Source organism: Streptococcus sp. k-402, assembly GCF_013277515.1.
In the GTDB taxonomy this organism is placed as follows: domain Bacteria; phylum Bacillota; class Bacilli; order Lactobacillales; family Streptococcaceae; genus Streptococcus.
Window position 1 is genome coordinate 125,750 of the sequence record NZ_VMNB01000001.1, and the last position, 18,296, is coordinate 144,045.

An 18,296-nucleotide genomic window follows, 5' to 3' on the forward strand; every position below is an offset into this window, starting at 1 on the left:
CAGTATATGCTATAATAGAGGTAAACAACTCAGGAGGTTCTTGTAGGTTGCGAGAGTTTGGCGAAAAAATTAAAAGATTACGTTTGGCTAAAAAAATCAGTCGTTCAGAATTTTGTGGTGATGAGTCTGAATTAAGTATTCGTCAATTAATTAGAATTGAAAATGGAGAATCTAGACCAACACTAACAAAGTTAAAATATATCGCTGAACGTTTGGGGGTTGAAGATTACAAGTTGATGCCAAGTTATATAGAGTTGGATAAGGAATATCTAGAATTGAAGTATTTCTTGATGAGGACTCCTACATACGAAGATGAAACTATCGCCCAAAAGAAAGAGAGTGTTTTTGATAAGATTTTTGAAGAATATTATGATAGACTTCCTGAGGAAGAAAGGTTTATCATAGATGTTTTACAAGCATATGATGATTTTGGTTGGTGGAATGATGATAGCAATTTAGGAATGATTTTACAAGAGTATTTCGATCACATTTTGTTGAAATCAAAATATGAAGTTAACGATATTTTAATCATAAAGCTATTTTTGGTAAGATTAGTACACCAAGATACAATAATAGATGAGATTGAAGTGAATACCTTCTTAGCAATAGCTGATAAAATTTTACAACAAGTTGAGATGTTTGATATTGAATATTCATTTCTAATCAGAGATTCATTACTTTTGTTGTTAGGAATATTTGAAAAAATTGCTAATTACAGTCAATTTGAAGATATTCTTTACAAATTAAATGAAATTACCTCAAAATCATATGACTATCAGAAAAAACCAATTATTCGATTATGGGAATGGCGCTATGCATTATTTGTAAAAAAAGATTATTCAGTAGCTGAAAATTATTTTCAAGAAGCAAAAATATTTGCTAGAATGATTGATAATAGTCATTTGATAGAACAGCTAGAAAAACAATGGCAACATGACCTCCAGGATTTTTTTAAAAATAAACATTAGAAAATAAAAAAGTGACAAAAATGTCACTAGTTAAAAAGACCGAGAGAAAGTTTTCGAAATCATAAAAACGCATGATATCAGGTGTTTAAAAACTTGATATTATGCGTTTTATCATTTAAAGAGTTATTATGTTTTTCCCTTAGATTGAGTTCGTATCTAGTTTCTTTTTATACTAATTGAGTACTCATTAGTAGATAAGTTGTTGAAATTAGTGACATTTATGACCTTGGAGAATGTGTAACATAGAAGTATAATAATCCTGTAGAAAAAATAAGGAGAGAAAATATGTTAGTGCTAGTTGTTGCCATTTTTTGGATTTATAAATAATAAAGATAGAATGGGAAGGTCTATGTTAGAACTAAAAAATATTAGTAAAAGTTACGGACAAGGGACGCTAAAAAATAATGTCTTAAGAGAAATAAATTTTAAGGTAGTTGAAGGAGAATTTGTATCGATAATGGGACCATCAGGTTCGGGCAAATCGACATTTATCAATATTTTGGGACTGATTGATTCTGAATTTGAAGGAGAATATATATTAGACGGAAAAAGTATTGAGAAGTTAAATGAAAATCAACAAGCAAGTTACCGTAATCGTGATATTGGATTTGTTTTTCAACAATTTCATCTTATTGATGAATATACTGTTAAAGAAAATATTTTATTATCATTCCTATATTCTGACCAACAGCCAGATATAGAATACATTGATAGTTTATTACAAGACTTAGGACTTATAGATAAGATGAATGAGTACCCAAGTCATTTATCAGGCGGACAGAAGCAACGAGTTGCTTTAATTAGAGCTCTTGCTCATAAACCTAGATTTCTTATAGCGGATGAACCTACAGGTGCATTAGATGAGAAAAATAGGAATGAGATATTGCAAATTCTACAAAATTTGAATCATTCTGGAACGACAATTATTGTAGTAACTCACGATGAGTTTGTTGCCAGTCATTGTAGAACAAGGTATCGAATGAAAAATGGGTATCTAACATCTGAAGGAGAAGGATTACATGAAGTTTAAAAAGCTGTTAATAGATACTCTAAAGCTGTTAAAGAGGAATAAAAGACAAAGTATTCTGACATCCTTAGCCATCACAGTGGCAACATTTGTTTTATTAGTAATACTATCAAGTTCTTCCTATACAACTTCTACATTAGGTAATGATTTAAAGATAGAAGAAGACACAGCAACAATGACTTATACTCCTCAGAATATGTTGGATATTAGAGGGTTTACACAGGAAGATAAACAATTGGTTGAGCAAACTATTGGAAAACCTGCAAGACTTTCTTCCAGTTCTTATGCTTTGTATGCTGAAACGTATTTTAATGATTCTAAGCAGAATCTTAGTTTTCGAACATTAGGCGATTTGAATAAGAATGGTTTAGTTGTGCCTGCTTTATTAAAAGGAAGAGCATTAGAGGAACTAGATGGAGGTGTCGCTATTAGTGATAAGGCTTTCATGTTATTGACTCGAAAGGAAAATATTGAAACTTTTTTAGGAGAGACTATCAATATATCTGGAAAAGAATATCCAATTCAGGCAATATATTATGGATCAGCTGTTAATGAAAGATTACCTTCTTTATTGGTTACCAATGAAATCAAAGAGTTACTTTTAGGAGGAAGGGAATATTTTGATGAGTTAGTAGTAGAAACTAATCAGTTGGAGAATATTAATAAGGCTTTATCTGCTTTAGATACTTATGGAATATTCCGCAAGGAAGGAACTTATGGATATATAGATAATAGAAGGGTATATGAGGAAACAAAGGCCCAAGCTACTACAATATTAAATTTCATTGCACTTTTATCAAGTATTTCAATTTTTGTAGCTGGTTTTGGGGTTATGAATGCTATGTTGTCTTCTGTTAGCGAACGTAGTAAGGAGATAGCCATTCGTCGAGCTTTGGGAGCTAAAAAATCTGATATTTATCAATCATATATGATGGAGGGGATTCTTTTATCGCTTCTGGGAGCTATAACTGGTATTGGAGTAGCGACATTATTTGTTGTTTTAATGAACATGAGTGGTTTTGTTACGACATTAACTCTGGATCATATTTTGATTACTCTATTCACAACGGGCGTATTTGGAATTGTATTTAGTATTATGCCTGCAATGGTTGCAGCAAATAAAAATGTTATTGAGGGTCTAAGGTAATGATGGATGTGAATTTAAAGGAGGTAAAATGAAATTTACAAAAATAGATGGAGTATTTTCTCTATTGCTAATTGTGGAATTTACAATATGTTTTTTTACACTAGATAATTTTAATCTTTTTCAATTTATGCTGTTTGTACAAATTATACCATCAATATTATTAGCTTTGTTATCGGGAAGTATTTCTTCTAGAAGTAAGCACAGCTGGGTGTTATTAATTATTTTTGGAATAATCTATGCTTTAATGATGTTTGGAATTTTCAGGGTTACTCCTATGACGCTTATAGAACAAAATACGATTCAATCTGAAACTTCCGTATTTACATTCAATAGAAATTTACAGTTAGGAACTTATTTTGGATTTTTCTTGCAGGAATTTTTACTAGGAGCTTTTATTTGCACTATTTCAAAATGTTTTGGGAGAATTAAACAAGGGAAATTTTAATGAAGCCTGCATTAAAAAGAAGAATTGCTTCTGCAGTTATTTAGAAACTTATATTATTGAAATGGTGTAACATTTGGAGAAAATTATTTTTGAACGAAAAAGATTTGAGTATGTCGGTTCTAAGAGAAAGCAAGTAAAGGACTTTATGATTCTAAAAAATTTCATGTCTAAGACAATTCAAGTTGAAATCAGAGTGGAGGGCTACTTGTTAGACCTTCTTATTTTAAAAGAGATGAGTACAGAATTTTATAATTTAGATTTTCTTTCTTTGTCCTATGATGTCAATATAGATGTGAAAGAAGTTGTAGAGGATGTTGATTTAACAGTCTATAAGAATAGTAAATATAGGAAGTTTGATTTCTTTAAAAATATTTGTAAATGATATTTTTGAAAGTCTATCCATCCCTATATTAGAATTGCTACAACAAGTTTTCAACACTTGTTTCAATTGAACATACTAAAAACCGAGACGAAGGGACAAACTCTCAGTCTCGGTTTTGATATTCCTTAAAGAATAGCTAGGTTTATTTCAATTGATCTGTAATGTCTTTTGATAGCAACATTCCCAGATGATAAGTTTTATTGATGTAAGCAATGACATCATTGATATTTTCAGTTGTTTGAATTTTCTCTTTGATGTCAGCTCTAAATGTTTCATCCTTTAAAAGTTGTTCTTGGTAGAGCCTTTGAAGTAGTTCTTTTTCGTACTTATTGAGCAGAAAAAGGAATACCAAGCTAATTACAACTAGGACATAAGCATATTGGCTCATAGGAAATCTCCCTGTATGATAAAAAATAGTAGTGAATAAATCGATTTAGTGGACCTAAAATAGCAGAACAAGTCAGCAAAACTTGATAAGATTTTTGATAGACCTCTAAACCAAAATCCGTATAGGATTTTGGCGTTAGTTACTTAGATTGCTTAACAATCAAGTAATTAAAAGATTACGACATGAAACAAACCAAATCGATATTATTTAGTTTGGTGAATTAGTAAAGTGTTTAGGCAAGTATCTCTGGTTACGACGTCATGGTTTCTAAATCGATTATATTTAGAAACCATGACTAGTGAAGCAGTTAGCTAGTCCGCATATAAGCGGCTAGCGTCTAACAATTAGGAACTTTAGTTTCAATAATTTTAAGATTACGACGTTTTGGAACATAAATCGATCACATTTATGTCCTAAAACTAGTGAAGCGCCTAGCCAAAGCCCGTATAGGATTTGGTCTTAGTTACTTAGATTACTTAACAATCAAGTAATTAAAAGATTACGACATGAACTAAACCCAATTGATACTATTTGGTTTGGTGAATTAGTGAAGCGATTAGACAAGTATCTCTAATTACGACGTAAAGAAACATAAATCGATAATATTTATGTTTCTTTACTAGTGAAGCAGTTAGCTAGTCCGCATAAAAGCGACTAGCGTCTAACAATTAGGAACTTTAGTTCCAATTGTTAGTACTGAATCACATCTTCTCAGGCGCTTCTACTCCAAGCAAGCGAAGGGCTTCTTTGAGAACGACTGCAGTTGCGTAGCTGAGAGCTAGACGGCTGTCGCGTTCGGGGCTATCATCCAAGATACGTGTATGTGCATAGTACTTGTTGAAGGCTTGAGACAGGCTAATTGCAAATTTAGCAATGATAGAAGGTTCAAAGTTATCCGCCGCACGGTTGATAATACGTGGAAAGTCTTGGATGAGTTTGATGATTTCCCAGCTTTCAGCATCATTCAAGCTATAGTTGCCAGCTGTTTCTGGTTTGAAATCCGCTTTACGTAAGATCGATTGGATACGAGCGTAGGCGTATTGAACATAAGGTCCAGTTTCACCCTCGAAGGATACCATAGCTTCTAGGTCGAAGTCGTATCCATTTGTACGGTCGGTTTTGAGGTCATAGAATTTAATGGCTCCAACACCAACAGCATGCGCTACTTGATCTTTGTTTTCAAGTTCAGGATTTTTAGCTTCGATTTGGGCTTTGGCACGACTAACGGCCTCTGCAACAGTAGGCTCTAGCAAGATGACATTCCCTTTACGAGTAGAGAGTTTCTTCCCTTCTTTTGTAACCAAACCAAAAGGAACATGAGTAATGTCTTCACTCCAGTCGTAGCCCATTTCTTTCAAGACAGCTTTGAGTTGTTTAAAGTGGGCAGATTGCTCTTGACCAACGACGTAGATAGATTTGGCAAATTGGTATTCGTTTTTACGGTAAAGGGCTGCAGCCAAGTCACGTGTGATATAGAGAGTTGCACCATCAGATTTCTTGATAAGGGCTGGATGTTCAATTCCATATTTCTCAAGATTCACAACTTGGGCACCTTCTGATTCAACAAGAAGGCCTTTTTCAGAAAGAATGTCTACAACTGCATCCATCTTATCGTTGTAGAAGGCTTCTCCATTGTAGCTGTCAAATTCGACTTGCAATTCATTGTAAAGGCGGTTAAATTCCACTAAACTTTCATCACGGAACCATTGCCAAAGAGCGAGAGCTTCTTCATCTCCATTTTCAAGTTTACGGAACCATTCGCGTGCTTCTTCATCCAAGCTAGGGTCATTTTCGGCTTCAGCGTTGATGCGGACATAGAGTTTAAGAAGTTCATCAATTGGATGAGCTTTTACAGCTTCTTCGTCGCCCCATTTTTTGTAGGCTACAATCAGCATCCCAAACTGCTTACCCCAGTCTCCCAAATGATTGACCTTGACCGTTTGATAACCGATTTTTTGGAAAATATGTGACAAGCTATCTCCGATAACAGTTGAGCGTAGGTGGCCAATAGAGAATGGCTTAGCGATATTGGGACTAGACATGTCGATAACAACATTTTCTTGTTTGCCAATAGTTTGGTCAGCATAGTGTTCTTTTTCAGTGATAACCGTTTGCAACACTTGAGCAGAAATGGCAGATTTATCAAGGAAAAAGTTAACGTAAGGTCCTGTTGCAACAACCTTTTCAAAGGCTTGGCTGTTAATTTTTTCAGCCAGTTCAGCCGCAATCATTTGAGGTGCTTTACGTTCGACTTTTGCAAGAGAAAAAGCAGGAAAAGCAATGTCTCCCATTTCTGAGTTTTTAGGGGTTTCCAGTAAATTTAAAATAGCCTCTTGGTCTAGGCTATCAATGACGCTAGCCAATTCGCTAGCAATCAATTCTTTTGTATTCATTAAGAGCTCCTTTTTGGACTTTTCTACTATTTTATCACAATTTTAAAGAAAGAAGAAAAAATTTTTGAAATCTCCTATTTTTTTGGTATAATATAGTTATAAAAATAGTTATAAATATTCACATAAGAGGATTTTATGAGAAAAAGAGATCGTCATCAGTTAATAAAAAAAATGATTACTGAGGAGAAATTAAGTACACAAAAAGAAATTCAAGATCGGTTGGAGGCGCATAATGTTTTTGTGACGCAGACAACCCTGTCTCGTGATTTGCGCGAAATCGGCTTGACCAAGGTCAAGAAAAATGATATGGTGTATTATGTACTAGCAAATGAGACAGAAAAGATTGATTTGGTGGAATTTTTGTCTCATCATTTAGAAGGTGTTGCAAGAGCAGAGTTTACCTTGGTGCTTCATACCAAATTGGGCGAAGCCTCTGTTTTGGCAAATATTGTAGATGCAAATAAGGATGAATGGATTTTAGGAACAGTTGCTGGTGCCAATACCTTATTGGTCATTTGTCGAGACCAGCACGTTGCCAAACTCATGGAAGATCGTTTGCTAGATTTGATGAAAGATAAGTAAGGTCTTGGGAGTTGCTCTCAAGACTTATTTTTGACAAGGAGAGACGGAAAATGGCGACAGAAAAGCTATCACCCGGCATGCAACAGTATGTGGATATTAAAAAGCAATATCCAGATGCTTTTTTGCTCTTTCGGATGGGTGATTTTTATGAATTATTTTATGAGGATGCGGTCAATGCTGCGCAGATTCTGGAAATTTCCTTAACGAGTCGCAACAAGAATGCCGACAATCCGATTCCTATGGCGGGTGTTCCCTATCATTCTGCCCAACAGTATATCGATGTCTTGATTGAGCAGGGTTATAAGGTGGCTATCGCAGAGCAGATGGAAGATCCTAAACAGGCAGTTGGGGTTGTTAAACGAGAGGTTGTTCAGGTCATTACGCCAGGGACAGTGGTTGATAGCAGTAAGCCGGACAGTCAGAATAATTTTTTGGTTGCCATAGACCGTGATGGTAATCAGTTTGGCCTAGCTTATATGGACCTGGTGACGGGTGACTTTTATGTGACAGGTCTTTTGGATTTCACGCTGGTTTGTGGGGAAATCCGTAACCTTAAGGCGCGAGAAGTGGTGCTGGGCTATGACTTGTCTGAGGAAGAGGAACAAATCCTTAGTCGTCAGATGAATCTGGTACTTTCCTATGAAAAAGAAGGCTTTGAAGACCTTCATTTACTGGATTCACGATTAGCAGCTGTGGAGCAAGCGGCATCTAGTAAGTTGCTCCAGTATGTCCATCGAACCCAGATGAGGGAATTGAACCACCTCAAACCTGTTATCCGCTATGAAATCAAGGATTTCTTGCAGATGGATTATGCGACCAAGGCTAGTCTGGATTTGGTTGAGAATGCTCGTTCAGGCAAGAAGCAAGGCAGTCTTTTCTGGCTTTTGGATGAAACCAAAACGGCTATGGGGATGCGTCTCTTGCGTTCTTGGATTCATCGTCCTTTGATTGATAAGGAACGAATCGTCCAACGTCAAGAAGTGGTGCAGGTCTTTCTTGACCACTTCTTTGAGCGTAGTGATTTGACAGACAGTCTCAAGGGTGTTTATGACATTGAGCGCTTGGCTAGTCGTGTTTCTTTTGGCAAGACCAATCCCAAGGATCTCTTGCAGTTGGCGACTACCTTGTCTAGTGTGCCACGGATTCGTGCGATTTTAGAAGGGATGGAGCAACCTGCTCTAGCCTATCTCATCGCACAACTGGATGGAATTCCTGAGTTAGAGAGTTTGATTAGCGCAGCGATTGCTCCTGAAGCTCCCCATGTGATTACAGAAGGTGGCATTATCCGGACTGGATTTGATGAGACTTTAGACAAGTACCGTCGCGTGCTCAGAGAAGGGACTAGCTGGATTGCTGAGATTGAAGCAAAGGAGCGAGAAAACTCTGGTATCAGCACGCTTAAGATTGACTACAATAAAAAGGATGGCTACTATTTCCATGTGACCAATTCGCAACTGGGAAATGTGCCTGCTCATTTTTTCCGCAAGGCGACGCTGAAAAACTCGGAACGCTTTGGAACCGAAGAATTAGCCCGTATCGAGGGAGATATGCTGGAGGCGCGTGAGAAGTCAGCCAATCTAGAGTACGAAATCTTTATGCGTATTCGTGAGGAAGTCAGCAAGTACATCCAACGTTTACAAGCTCTAGCTCAAGGAATTGCGACAGTTGATGTCTTGCAAAGTCTGGCGGTTGTAGCTGAAACCCAGCATTTGATTCGACCTGAATTCAGAGATGATTCGCGAATTGATATCCAGAAAGGGCGCCATGCTGTCGTTGAAAAGGTCATGGGAGCTCAGACCTATATTCCAAATACGATTCAGATGGCAGAAGCTACCAGTATTCAACTGATTACAGGGCCCAACATGAGCGGAAAGTCAACCTACATGCGTCAGTTAGCCATGACGGCGGTTATGGCTCAGTTGGGTTCTTATGTACCAGCAGAAAGCGCCCATTTACCGATTTTTGATGCGATTTTTACCCGTATCGGAGCAGCAGATGACTTGGTTTCAGGTCAGTCAACCTTTATGGTGGAGATGATGGAGGCCAACAATGCCATTTCGCATGCGACCAAGAACTCTCTCATTCTCTTTGATGAGTTAGGTCGTGGAACTGCAACTTATGACGGGATGGCTCTTGCTCAGTCTATCATCGAATACATTCATGAACATATCGGAGCCAAGACCCTCTTTGCGACCCACTACCATGAATTGACTAGTCTGGAGTCTAGTTTACAACACTTGGTCAATGTCCACGTGGCAACCTTGGAGCAGGATGGGCAGGTCACCTTCCTTCACAAGATTGAACCAGGGCCAGCTGATAAATCCTACGGTATTCATGTTGCTAAGATTGCCGGTTTGCCAGCAGACCTTCTAGCAAGGGCGGATAAGATTTTGACACAACTAGAGAGTCAGGGTACAGAAAGTCCTGCTCCAATGAGGCAAACAAGTGATGTCACAGAACAGATTTCACTCTTTGATACGACTGAAGAACATCCTATCCTAGCAGAATTAGTTAAGCTGGATGTTTACAATATGACACCTATGCAGGCTATGAATGTCTTAGTAGAGTTAAAACAGAAACTATAAAACCAAGACTCACTAGTTAATCTAGCTGTATCAAGGAGACTTCTTTGACAATCCTCCGCTTTTTTGCTAGAATAACATCACACAAACAGAATGAAAAGGAGCTGACGCATTGTCGCTCCCTTTTGTCTATTTTTTAAGGAGAAAGTATGCTGATTCAGAAAATAAAAACCTACAAGTGGCAGGCCTTGGCTTCGCTCCTGATGACAGGCTTGATGGTTGCTAGTTCACTTCTGCAACCACGTTATCTGCAGGAGGTGTTAGATGCCCTACTTGCTGGGAAATATGAAGCCATTTATAGTATCGGGGCTTGGTTGATTGGTGTGGCCTTGGTCGGTCTGGTTGCTGGTGGGCTCAATGTTGTCCTTGCAGCCTATATTGCCCAAGGAGTTTCATCTGACCTTCGAGAGGATGCCTTCCGTAAAATCCAAACCTTTTCTTATGCCAATATTGAACAATTTAATGTGGGAAATCTAGTCGTTCGCATGACAAATGACATCAACCAGATTCAGAACGTCGTCATGATGACCTTCCAAATTCTTTTCAGACTTCCCCTCTTGTTCATCGGTTCGTTTATCCTGGCGGTTCAAACCCTACCTTCTCTGTGGTGGGTGATTGTTCTCATGGTAGTCTTGATTTTTGGTTTGACTGCTGTCATGATGGGAATGATGGGGCCTCGTTTTGCCAAGTTTCAAACCCTTCTTGAGCGCATCAATGCCATTGCCAAGGAAAATTTGCGTGGCGTTCGTGTGGTCAAGTCCTTTGTCCAAGAAAAAGAGCAGTTTGCTAAGTTTACGGAGGTTTCAGACGAGCTTCTTGGTCAAAACCTTTACATTGGTTATGCCTTTTCAGTAGTGGAACCCTTTATGATGTTGGTTGGTTACGGGGCGGTCTTCCTCTCTATTTGGCTGGTTGCTGGGATGGTTCAGTCGGATCCGTCGGTTGTTGGTTCCATTGCTTCCTTTGTTAATTACCTGAGCCAGATTATCTTTACCATTGTTATGGTTGGATTTTTAGGAAATTCTGTCAGCCGTGCCATGATTTCTATGCGTCGTATTCGAGAAATTCTGGACGCAGAGCCAGCCATGACCTTCAAGGATGTGCCAGATGAAGAGTTGGTCGGAAGTCTTAGCTTTGAAAATGTGACCTTTACCTATCCAATGGACAAGGAACCGATGCTTAAAGATGTGAGCTTTACTATTGAACCTGGTCAAATGGTTGGTGTAGTTGGGGCGACTGGTGCAGGAAAATCAACCTTGGCTCAATTGATTCCACGTCTCTTTGACCCACAGGAAGGGGCAATCAAAATTGGAGGCAAGGATATTCGCGAAGTGAGTGAAGGAACCCTGCGTAAAACAGTGTCTATCGTTCTTCAACGTGCCATTCTCTTTAGTGGAACGATTGCTGATAACTTGAGACAGGGTAAGGGAGATGCTACTCTATTTGAAATGGAGCGCGCAGCCAATATTGCCCAGGCTAGTGAATTCATTCATCGTATGGAGAAAACCTTTGAAAGTCCAGTTGAGGAACGGGGAACCAATTTCTCAGGTGGGCAAAAACAAAGGATGTCGATTGCTCGTGGAATTGTCAGCAATCCACGTATTCTGATTTTTGACGATTCGACCTCGGCCTTGGATGCCAAGTCAGAGCGCCTGGTTCAAGAAGCCTTGAATAAGGACTTGAAGGGAACAACAACCATTATCATCGCGCAAAAGATTAGCTCGGTTGTCCATGCAGACAAGATCTTGGTACTGGATCAAGGACGATTGATTGGTCAAGGTACGCATGCAGACTTGGTTGCCAACAATGCTGTTTACCGTGAAATCTACGAAACACAGAAAGGAAAGGAGGAGTAAAATGAAGACAGTTCAATTTTTTTGGAATTATTTTAAAGTCTATAAGCTATCATTTGTAGTTGTCATCCTGATGATTGTTCTAGCGACTCTTGCCCAAGCCCTCTTTCCGGTATTTTCTGGACAAGCAGTGACGCAACTAGCTAATTTAGTTCAAGCTTATCAAGATGGCAATCCAGAACTTGTTTGGCAAAGTCTATCAGGAATCATGATCAATCTTGGCCTGCTAGTTTTGGTTCTATTTATCTCCAGTGTCATATACATGTGTCTCATGACGCGCGTGATTGCAGAGTCGACCAATGAGATGCGCAAAGGTCTTTTTGGCAAATTGGCTCGTTTGACCGTTTCTTTCTTTGACCGCCGACAAGATGGGGATATCTTGTCTCGTTTTACCAGTGATTTGGATAATATCCTCCAAGCCTTTAATGAAAGTCTGGTTCAGGTCATGAGCAATATTGTTTTATACATTGGTCTGATTCTTGTCATGTTTTCGAGAAATGTGACGCTGGCCCTCATCACTATTGCCAGCACACCAGTGGCCTTTCTTATGTTGATTTTCATCGTGAAAATGGCACGCAAATACACCAACCTCCAACAAAAAGAGGTAGGGAAGCTCAACGCCTATATGGATGAGAGTATCTCAGGCCAAAAAGCTGTCATTGTTCAAGGAATTCAAGAGGATATGATGGCAGGATTTCTTGAACAAAATGAGCGCGTGCGCAAGGCGACCTTTAAAGGAAGAATGTTCTCAGGAATTCTTTTCCCTGTCATGAATGGGATGAGCCTGGTTAATACAGCCATCGTCATCTTTGCTGGTTCAGCTGTACTTTTGAATGATAAGTCTATTGAAACAAGTACAGCCCTAGGTTTGATTGTGATGTTTGCCCAATTTTCACAGCAGTACTACCAGCCTATTATTCAGGTTGCAGCTAGTTGGGGGAGTCTTCAGTTGGCCTTTACAGGTGCTGAACGGATTCAGGAAATGTTCGATGCAGAGGAAGAAATCCGACCTGAAAACGCCCCGGCCTTCACTCAGTTGCAAGGAGGTGTTGAAATTAGTCACATTGATTTCTCGTATTTGCCTGATAAACCTATTTTGAAAGATGTCAGCATTTCCGCTCCGAAAGGACAGATGACGGCGGTTGTTGGTCCAACAGGTTCAGGGAAAACGACTATTATGAACCTCATCAATCGCTTTTATGATGTTGATGCTGGTGGGATTTATTTTGATGGTAAAGATATCCGTGACTACGATTTGGATAGTCTCAGAAGCAAGGTGGGAATTGTCTTGCAAGATTCGGTCTTATTTAGCGGAACCATTCGAGACAATATCCGTTTTGGTGTGCCAGATGCCAGTCAGGAAATGGTTGAGGCGGCGGCAAAGGCAACCCATATTCACGACTATATCGAAAGTTTATCTGATAAATACGACACGCTTATTGATGATGACCAGAGCATCTTCTCAACAGGGCAGAAACAATTGATTTCAATCGCTCGAACCCTGATGACAAATCCAGAAGTTCTCATTCTAGATGAAGCCACTTCAAATGTAGATACGGTGACAGAAAGCAAGATTCAGCATGCCATGGAGGCGGTTGTAGCAGGTAGAACTAGTTTCGTCATTGCCCACCGTTTGAAGACTATCCTCAATGCTGATCAGATTATTGTCCTTAAAGATGGAGAAGTGATTGAACGTGGTAATCACCATGAACTTCTGAAACTAGGTGGCTTCTATTCAGAACTCTATCACAATCAATTTGTTTTTGAATAAGAAAGAAGTTGTCCTATGTGGGCAGCTTTTTCTTGTCCATAAAAAATTTTTATCACAGCCTTAAAAAAACATATTAGACGAAAGGCATTTTGAGTGATATGATAGGACTATCGTTAACATTCGAAAGGAGAGACATCATGGCTAGAACGGTTGTAGGAGTTGCTGCAAATCTATGTCCTGTAGACGCAGAAGGCAAAAACATTCATTCATCTGTATCTTGTAGATTCGCAGAGAGCATTCGTCAAGTCGGTGGTCTCCCTTTAGTCATTCCTGTCGGTGATGAGTCTGTTGTACGCGATTATGTGGAAATGATAGATAAACTTATCTTGACAGGTGGGCAAAATGTCCATCCTCAGTTTTATGGAGAGAAAAAGACCATCGAGAGCGATGATTACAATCTAGTGCGTGATGAGTTTGAATTGGCCCTCTTGAAAGAAGCGCTTCGTCAGAATAAACCAATTATGGCAATCTGTCGCGGTGTTCAACTTGTCAATGTTGCCTTTGGTGGAACCCTCAATCAAGAAATCGAAGGTCACTGGCAAGGACTACCTTTCGGAACATCTCACTCTATTGAGACAGTGGAGGGAAGCGTGGTGGCTAAGCTATTTGGGAAAGAAAGTCAGGTCAACTCCGTCCATCGTCAAAGCATTAAAGATTTGGCACCTAATTTCCGTGTAACTGCTATTGATCCAAGAGACCAGACCATCGAAGCGATTGAGTCTATCGATGAGCACCGCATTATCGGTTTGCAGTGGCATCCAGAGTTTCTGGTTAATGAAGAGAATGGTAATTTAGAATTATTTGAGTATTTATTGAATGAACTGTAACGACTGGGACATCTGGTCGTTCTTTCTTTTATTTTTTCAAAATTTTTGGAATGTGGGATTTTTACGCAAACGTTTGAATTCTGATAAAAATTGGAGAAATTCGACAAAAAAACTTGAAAAAAACGAAGGTAAGCGTTATGATAGAAAAGAAGAAATATTGGAGGAATAACATGTCACATATTAAATTTGATTATTCAAAAGTTTTAGACAAATTTGTTGCACCACATGAAGTGGAATACATGCAATCACAAGTAACAGCAGCAGATGAACTGATCCGTAAAGGAACTGGTGCTGGTAGCGACTTCTTGGGCTGGTTGGATCTTCCTGAAAACTATGACCGCGAAGAATTTGACCGCATCTTGAAAGCAGCTGAGCAAATCAAGTCAGACAGCGATGTTTTGGTTGTTATCGGTATCGGTGGATCTTACCTTGGTGCCAAAGCAGCAATTGACTTCTTGAACCACCATTTTGCTAACTTGCAAACAAAAGAAGAGCGCAAAGCTCCACAAATCCTTTACGCAGGAAACTCAATCTCATCTACTTACCTTGCTGACTTGGTAGAGTACGTAGCTGATAAAGACTTCTCAGTAAATGTGATTTCTAAATCAGGTACAACAACTGAACCAGCGATTGCTTTCCGTGTCTTCAAAGAACTTTTGGTTAAGAAATACGGTCAAGAAGAAGCAAACAAACGTATCTATGCAACAACTGACCGCCAAAAAGGTGCTGTTAAGGTTGAAGCAGACGCTAACGGCTGGGAAACATTTGTTGTTCCAGATGACATCGGTGGACGCTTCTCAGTATTGACAGCAGTTGGTTTGCTTCCAATCGCTGCATCAGGAGCTGACATCAAAGCCCTTATGGAAGGTGCTAACGCAGCTCGCAAAGACTACACTTCAGACAAAATCTCTGAAAACGAAGCTTACCAATACGCAGCAGTTCGTAACATCCTTTACCGTAAAGGCTATGCAACTGAAATCTTGGTAAACTACGAGCCATCACTTCAATACTTCTCAGAGTGGTGGAAACAATTGGCTGGTGAATCAGAAGGAAAAGACCAAAAAGGTATCTACCCAACTTCAGCCAACTTCTCAACTGACTTGCACTCACTTGGTCAATTTATCCAAGAAGGAACTCGTATCATGTTTGAAACAGTTGTCCGTGTTGACAAACCTCGTAAAAACGTGATTATCCCTAGCTTGGAAGAAGACCTTGACGGACTTGGTTACCTTCAAGGAAAAGACGTTGACTTTGTAAACAAAAAAGCGACTGATGGTGTTCTTCTTGCCCACACAGATGGTGATGTACCAAACATGTACGTGACTCTTCCAGAGCAAGACGCTTTCACTCTTGGTTACACTATCTACTTCTTCGAATTGGCAATTGCCCTTTCAGGTTACTTGAATGCTATCAACCCATTTGACCAACCAGGTGTTGAAGCTTACAAACGTAACATGTTTGCCCTTCTTGGAAAACCAGGATTTGAAGAATTAAGCAAAGAACTTAACGCACGTCTATAATAGAAGAAAAGAGTGGTTTGTCCACTCTTTTTACTCTCTTTATCCATAGAAATTGGACTCAGCCAAGACTTGTGATATAATATAGAGAGCAAAAAGGCAGACGCCTAGAGACTTTATAGGAGAAACTATGTCAAAAGATATCCGCGTACGTTACGCACCAAGTCCAACAGGACTACTACACATCGGGAATGCCCGTACAGCATTGTTCAACTACCTTTACGCACGTCATCATGGTGGAACTTTTATTATCCGTATTGAAGATACTGACCGTAAACGTCATGTCGAGGATGGGGAACGTTCACAGCTTGAAAACCTTCGTTGGTTAGGTATGGATTGGGATGAAAGCCCAGAAACACATGAAAATTACCGCCAGTCTGAGCGTTTGGACTTGTATCAAAAATACATCGACCAACTATTAGCTGAAGGAAAAGCCTACAAATCTTACGTTACAGAAGAAGAGTTGGCAGCTGAACGCGAACGCCAAGAAGCAGCTGGCGAAACACCACGCTACATCAATGAATACCTTGGTATGAGTGAAGAAGAAAAAGCAGCTTACATCGCAGAACGTGAAGCAGCAGGGATCATCCCAACGGTTCGTTTGGCGGTCAATGAGTCAGGTATCTACAAGTGGCATGATATGGTCAAAGGTGATATCGAATTTGAAGGTGGCAATATCGGTGGTGACTGGGTTATCCAAAAGAAAGACGGTTACCCAACTTACAACTTTGCTGTTGTTATCGATGACCACGATATGCAAATCTCTCACGTAATCCGTGGAGATGACCATATTGCTAATACACCAAAACAGCTCATGGTTTATGAAGCACTTGGTTGGGAAGCTCCAGAGTTCGGTCACATGACCTTGATTATCAACTCTGAGACTGGTAAGAAGTTATCTAAACGTGATACTAATACACTTCAATTTATCGAAGATTACCGAAAGAAAGGTTACCTTCCAGAAGCAGTCTTTAACTTTATCGCCCTTCTTGGTTGGAACCCAGGTGGCGAAGATGAGATTTTCTCTCGTGAAGAATTGATTAAACTTTTCGATGAAAATCGCCTCAGCAAGTCTCCAGCAGCCTTTGACCAGAAAAAACTAGACTGGATGAGCAATGATTATATCAAGAATGCAGACCTAGAAACTATCTTTGAAATGGCAAAACCATTCCTAGAAGAAGCAGGCCGTTTAACAGACAAGGCTGAAAAATTAGTTGATCTCTATAAACCACAAATGAAATCAGTAGATGAGATTATCCCATTGACAGATCTCTTCTTCTCAGATTTCCCAGAATTGACAGAAGCAGAGCGCGAAGTCATGGCGGGTGAAACAGTCCCAACAGTTCTTGAAGCCTTCAAAGCAAAACTTGAAGCGATGACAGATGATGAATTTGTAACAGAGAATATCTTCCCACAAATTAAAGCAGTCCAAAAAGAAACAGGTATTAAAGGGAAAAATCTTTTCATGCCTATTCGTATCGCTGTTTCAGGTGAAATGCATGGACCAGAATTGCCAGATACGATCTTCTTGTTAGGTCGTGAAAAATCAATCCAGCATATTGAAAATATGTTAAAGGAAATCTCTAAGTAAGAAGGGTACAATAATGGACATCTGGGAAAAGATGTACGAAGAAGCACAGAAATTGTATAATCCACATGAAGTATCTGATTTTGTTTATGCTAATCATGTCATTGCCGCAGTAGAAGCAGAAGATGGACAAATATTTACAGGATTCTGTATGGAGGGAACCTGTGGTGTTTTCCATCTCTGCGCAGAGCGGGCGGCTCTCTTCAATATGTACCAATTTTCAGGACAAACTAAGGTTAAAAAAGTATTAGCCTTTCGAGACAAACCACCTTATGGTGGAAGTTCGGGTATGCCTTGTGGCGCTTGCAGAGAGTTCCTCTTAGAGTTGAACGCTGAAAATAAAGATGCAGAATTCATGATGGACTATGATACAAGAAAGACAGTAAAAGTCGCAGAATTAATCCCTTATTGGTGGGGAGAAGAACGTGCTTCTAAGTTTAATGAGAAATAGAAGAGTCAGTACAATTCTGGCTCTTTTTACTATAATTTGAAAAACGAATTGAAAAATTTGTAAAAATTTTAAAAAAGGTGTTGACAAAGTTTGAAAAGTCGGTATAATAGTAAGAGTTGAAAATAACAACTCAGGTCCGTTGGTCAAGGGGTTAAGACACCGCCTTTTCACGGCGGTAACACGGGTTCGAATCCCGTACGGACTATGGTATGTTGCGGTTGAAACACTTGATGAAAAAAAGTTTAAAAAAGTTTCAAAAAAGTGTTGACAAGCGAAAGCGAAAGTGATATACTAATATAGTTGTCGCTTGAGAGAAGTAAGGGACAAAGACCTTTGAAAACTGAACAAGACGAACCAATGTGAAGGGCACTACAA

15 protein-coding genes and 1 tRNA gene are annotated in these 18,296 nt (G+C 39.2%); 14 read left to right on the forward strand and 2 right to left on the reverse strand.

What is annotated here, in order from left to right:
• Positions 1-47: 47 nt before the first annotated feature.
• From HT724_RS00620 to HT724_RS00640, 5 genes are all read left to right on the forward strand, one after another.
• Positions 48-968 carry an XRE family transcriptional regulator gene (locus HT724_RS00620; RefSeq protein ID WP_061425753.1) on the forward strand — a complete coding sequence of 307 codons (921 nt, stop codon included), beginning with the start codon at positions 48-50 and terminating at the stop codon, positions 966-968.
• Between the two features lie 349 nt (positions 969-1,317).
• Positions 1,318-1,998, forward strand: coding sequence for an ABC transporter ATP-binding protein (locus HT724_RS00625; RefSeq protein ID WP_000891279.1), 681 nt, complete (start codon positions 1,318-1,320; stop codon positions 1,996-1,998).
• Positions 1,988-3,142, forward strand: a complete 1,155-nt coding sequence (locus HT724_RS00630) for an FtsX-like permease family protein (protein WP_173276617.1) — start codon at positions 1,988-1,990, stop codon at positions 3,140-3,142. Before HT724_RS00625 ends, HT724_RS00630 begins: the two co-directional genes overlap by 11 nt.
• Before the next feature lie 28 nt (positions 3,143-3,170).
• Positions 3,171-3,587: a hypothetical protein gene (locus tag HT724_RS10125; RefSeq protein WP_240156703.1), complete on the forward strand. Its 417-nt coding sequence runs from the start codon at positions 3,171-3,173 to the stop codon at positions 3,585-3,587.
• A gap of 73 nt (positions 3,588-3,660) precedes the next feature.
• A complete protein-coding gene (locus HT724_RS00640; protein WP_173276618.1) occupies positions 3,661-3,969 on the forward strand; it encodes a hypothetical protein in 309 nt (102 codons plus the stop codon).
• A gap of 142 nt (positions 3,970-4,111) precedes the next feature.
• Here the strand turns inward: HT724_RS00640 and HT724_RS00645 are convergent, their stop codons facing one another.
• Positions 4,112-4,357, reverse strand: coding sequence for a MarR family transcriptional regulator (locus tag HT724_RS00645; protein WP_173276619.1), 246 nt, complete (start codon positions 4,355-4,357; stop codon positions 4,112-4,114).
• A gap of 701 nt (positions 4,358-5,058) precedes the next feature.
• Complete coding sequence (argS, locus tag HT724_RS00650) at positions 5,059-6,750, reverse strand: arginine--tRNA ligase (RefSeq protein ID WP_173276620.1); 1,692 nt, start codon at positions 6,748-6,750, stop codon at positions 5,059-5,061.
• A gap of 135 nt (positions 6,751-6,885) precedes the next feature.
• On the opposite strand from argS, the gene argR reads away from it, so the two are divergent.
• The 9 genes from argR (at position 6,886) to HT724_RS00695 (ending at position 18,126) form a co-directional block, all read left to right on the forward strand.
• Positions 6,886-7,332, forward strand: coding sequence for an arginine repressor (gene argR, locus HT724_RS00655; protein WP_001231476.1), 447 nt, complete (start codon positions 6,886-6,888; stop codon positions 7,330-7,332).
• Positions 7,333-7,382: 50 nt separating this feature from the next.
• Positions 7,383-9,917 carry a DNA mismatch repair protein MutS gene (gene mutS / locus HT724_RS00660; protein WP_173276621.1) on the forward strand — a complete coding sequence of 845 codons (2,535 nt, stop codon included), beginning with the start codon at positions 7,383-7,385 and terminating at the stop codon, positions 9,915-9,917.
• Between the two features lie 146 nt (positions 9,918-10,063).
• Positions 10,064-11,770: a multidrug efflux ABC transporter subunit PatA gene (patA, locus tag HT724_RS00665; RefSeq protein ID WP_173276622.1), complete on the forward strand. Its 1,707-nt coding sequence runs from the start codon at positions 10,064-10,066 to the stop codon at positions 11,768-11,770.
• Position 11,771: 1 nt separating this feature from the next.
• Entirely contained in the window at positions 11,772-13,538 is a 1,767-nt protein-coding gene (gene patB / locus HT724_RS00670) for a multidrug efflux ABC transporter subunit PatB (protein ID WP_173276623.1), read from the forward strand.
• 137 nt (positions 13,539-13,675) lie between these two features.
• A complete protein-coding gene (locus tag HT724_RS00675) occupies positions 13,676-14,365 on the forward strand; it encodes a gamma-glutamyl-gamma-aminobutyrate hydrolase family protein (protein WP_049524749.1) in 690 nt (229 codons plus the stop codon).
• Positions 14,366-14,535: 170 nt separating this feature from the next.
• Positions 14,536-15,885, forward strand: a complete 1,350-nt coding sequence (locus HT724_RS00680; protein ID WP_000018268.1) for a glucose-6-phosphate isomerase — start codon at positions 14,536-14,538, stop codon at positions 15,883-15,885.
• 127 nt (positions 15,886-16,012) lie between these two features.
• Complete coding sequence (gltX, locus tag HT724_RS00685) at positions 16,013-17,473, forward strand: glutamate--tRNA ligase (RefSeq protein ID WP_101782306.1); 1,461 nt, start codon at positions 16,013-16,015, stop codon at positions 17,471-17,473.
• Between the two features lie 13 nt (positions 17,474-17,486).
• Positions 17,487-17,921: a cytidine deaminase gene (locus tag HT724_RS00690; protein WP_173276624.1), complete on the forward strand. Its 435-nt coding sequence runs from the start codon at positions 17,487-17,489 to the stop codon at positions 17,919-17,921.
• Between the two features lie 133 nt (positions 17,922-18,054).
• Positions 18,055-18,126: transfer RNA gene (locus tag HT724_RS00695), tRNA-Glu, on the forward strand.
• Positions 18,127-18,296 lie beyond the last annotated feature (170 nt).

What these genes read in the sequence shown, in the direction of transcription:
- HT724_RS00625 (WP_000891279.1), top strand. Translation starts at nt 1,318, where the DNA reads ATGTTAGAACTAAAAAATATTAGTAAAAGTTACGGACAAGGGACGCTA.
- HT724_RS00630 (WP_173276617.1), top strand. Translation starts at nt 1,988, where the DNA reads ATGAAGTTTAAAAAGCTGTTAATAGATACTCTAAAGCTGTTAAAGAGG.
- HT724_RS10125 (WP_240156703.1), top strand. Translation starts at nt 3,171, where the DNA reads ATGAAATTTACAAAAATAGATGGAGTATTTTCTCTATTGCTAATTGTG.
- HT724_RS00645 (WP_173276619.1), bottom strand. Translation starts at nt 4,357, where the DNA reads ATGAGCCAATATGCTTATGTCCTAGTTGTAATTAGCTTGGTATTCCTT.
- argS (WP_173276620.1), bottom strand. Translation starts at nt 6,750, where the DNA reads ATGAATACAAAAGAATTGATTGCTAGCGAATTGGCTAGCGTCATTGAT.
- argR (WP_001231476.1), top strand. Translation starts at nt 6,886, where the DNA reads ATGAGAAAAAGAGATCGTCATCAGTTAATAAAAAAAATGATTACTGAG.
- mutS (WP_173276621.1), top strand. Translation starts at nt 7,383, where the DNA reads ATGGCGACAGAAAAGCTATCACCCGGCATGCAACAGTATGTGGATATT.
- patA (WP_173276622.1), top strand. Translation starts at nt 10,064, where the DNA reads ATGCTGATTCAGAAAATAAAAACCTACAAGTGGCAGGCCTTGGCTTCG.
- patB (WP_173276623.1), top strand. Translation starts at nt 11,772, where the DNA reads ATGAAGACAGTTCAATTTTTTTGGAATTATTTTAAAGTCTATAAGCTA.
- HT724_RS00675 (WP_049524749.1), top strand. Translation starts at nt 13,676, where the DNA reads ATGGCTAGAACGGTTGTAGGAGTTGCTGCAAATCTATGTCCTGTAGAC.
- HT724_RS00680 (WP_000018268.1), top strand. Translation starts at nt 14,536, where the DNA reads ATGTCACATATTAAATTTGATTATTCAAAAGTTTTAGACAAATTTGTT.
- gltX (WP_101782306.1), top strand. Translation starts at nt 16,013, where the DNA reads ATGTCAAAAGATATCCGCGTACGTTACGCACCAAGTCCAACAGGACTA.
- HT724_RS00690 (WP_173276624.1), top strand. Translation starts at nt 17,487, where the DNA reads ATGGACATCTGGGAAAAGATGTACGAAGAAGCACAGAAATTGTATAAT.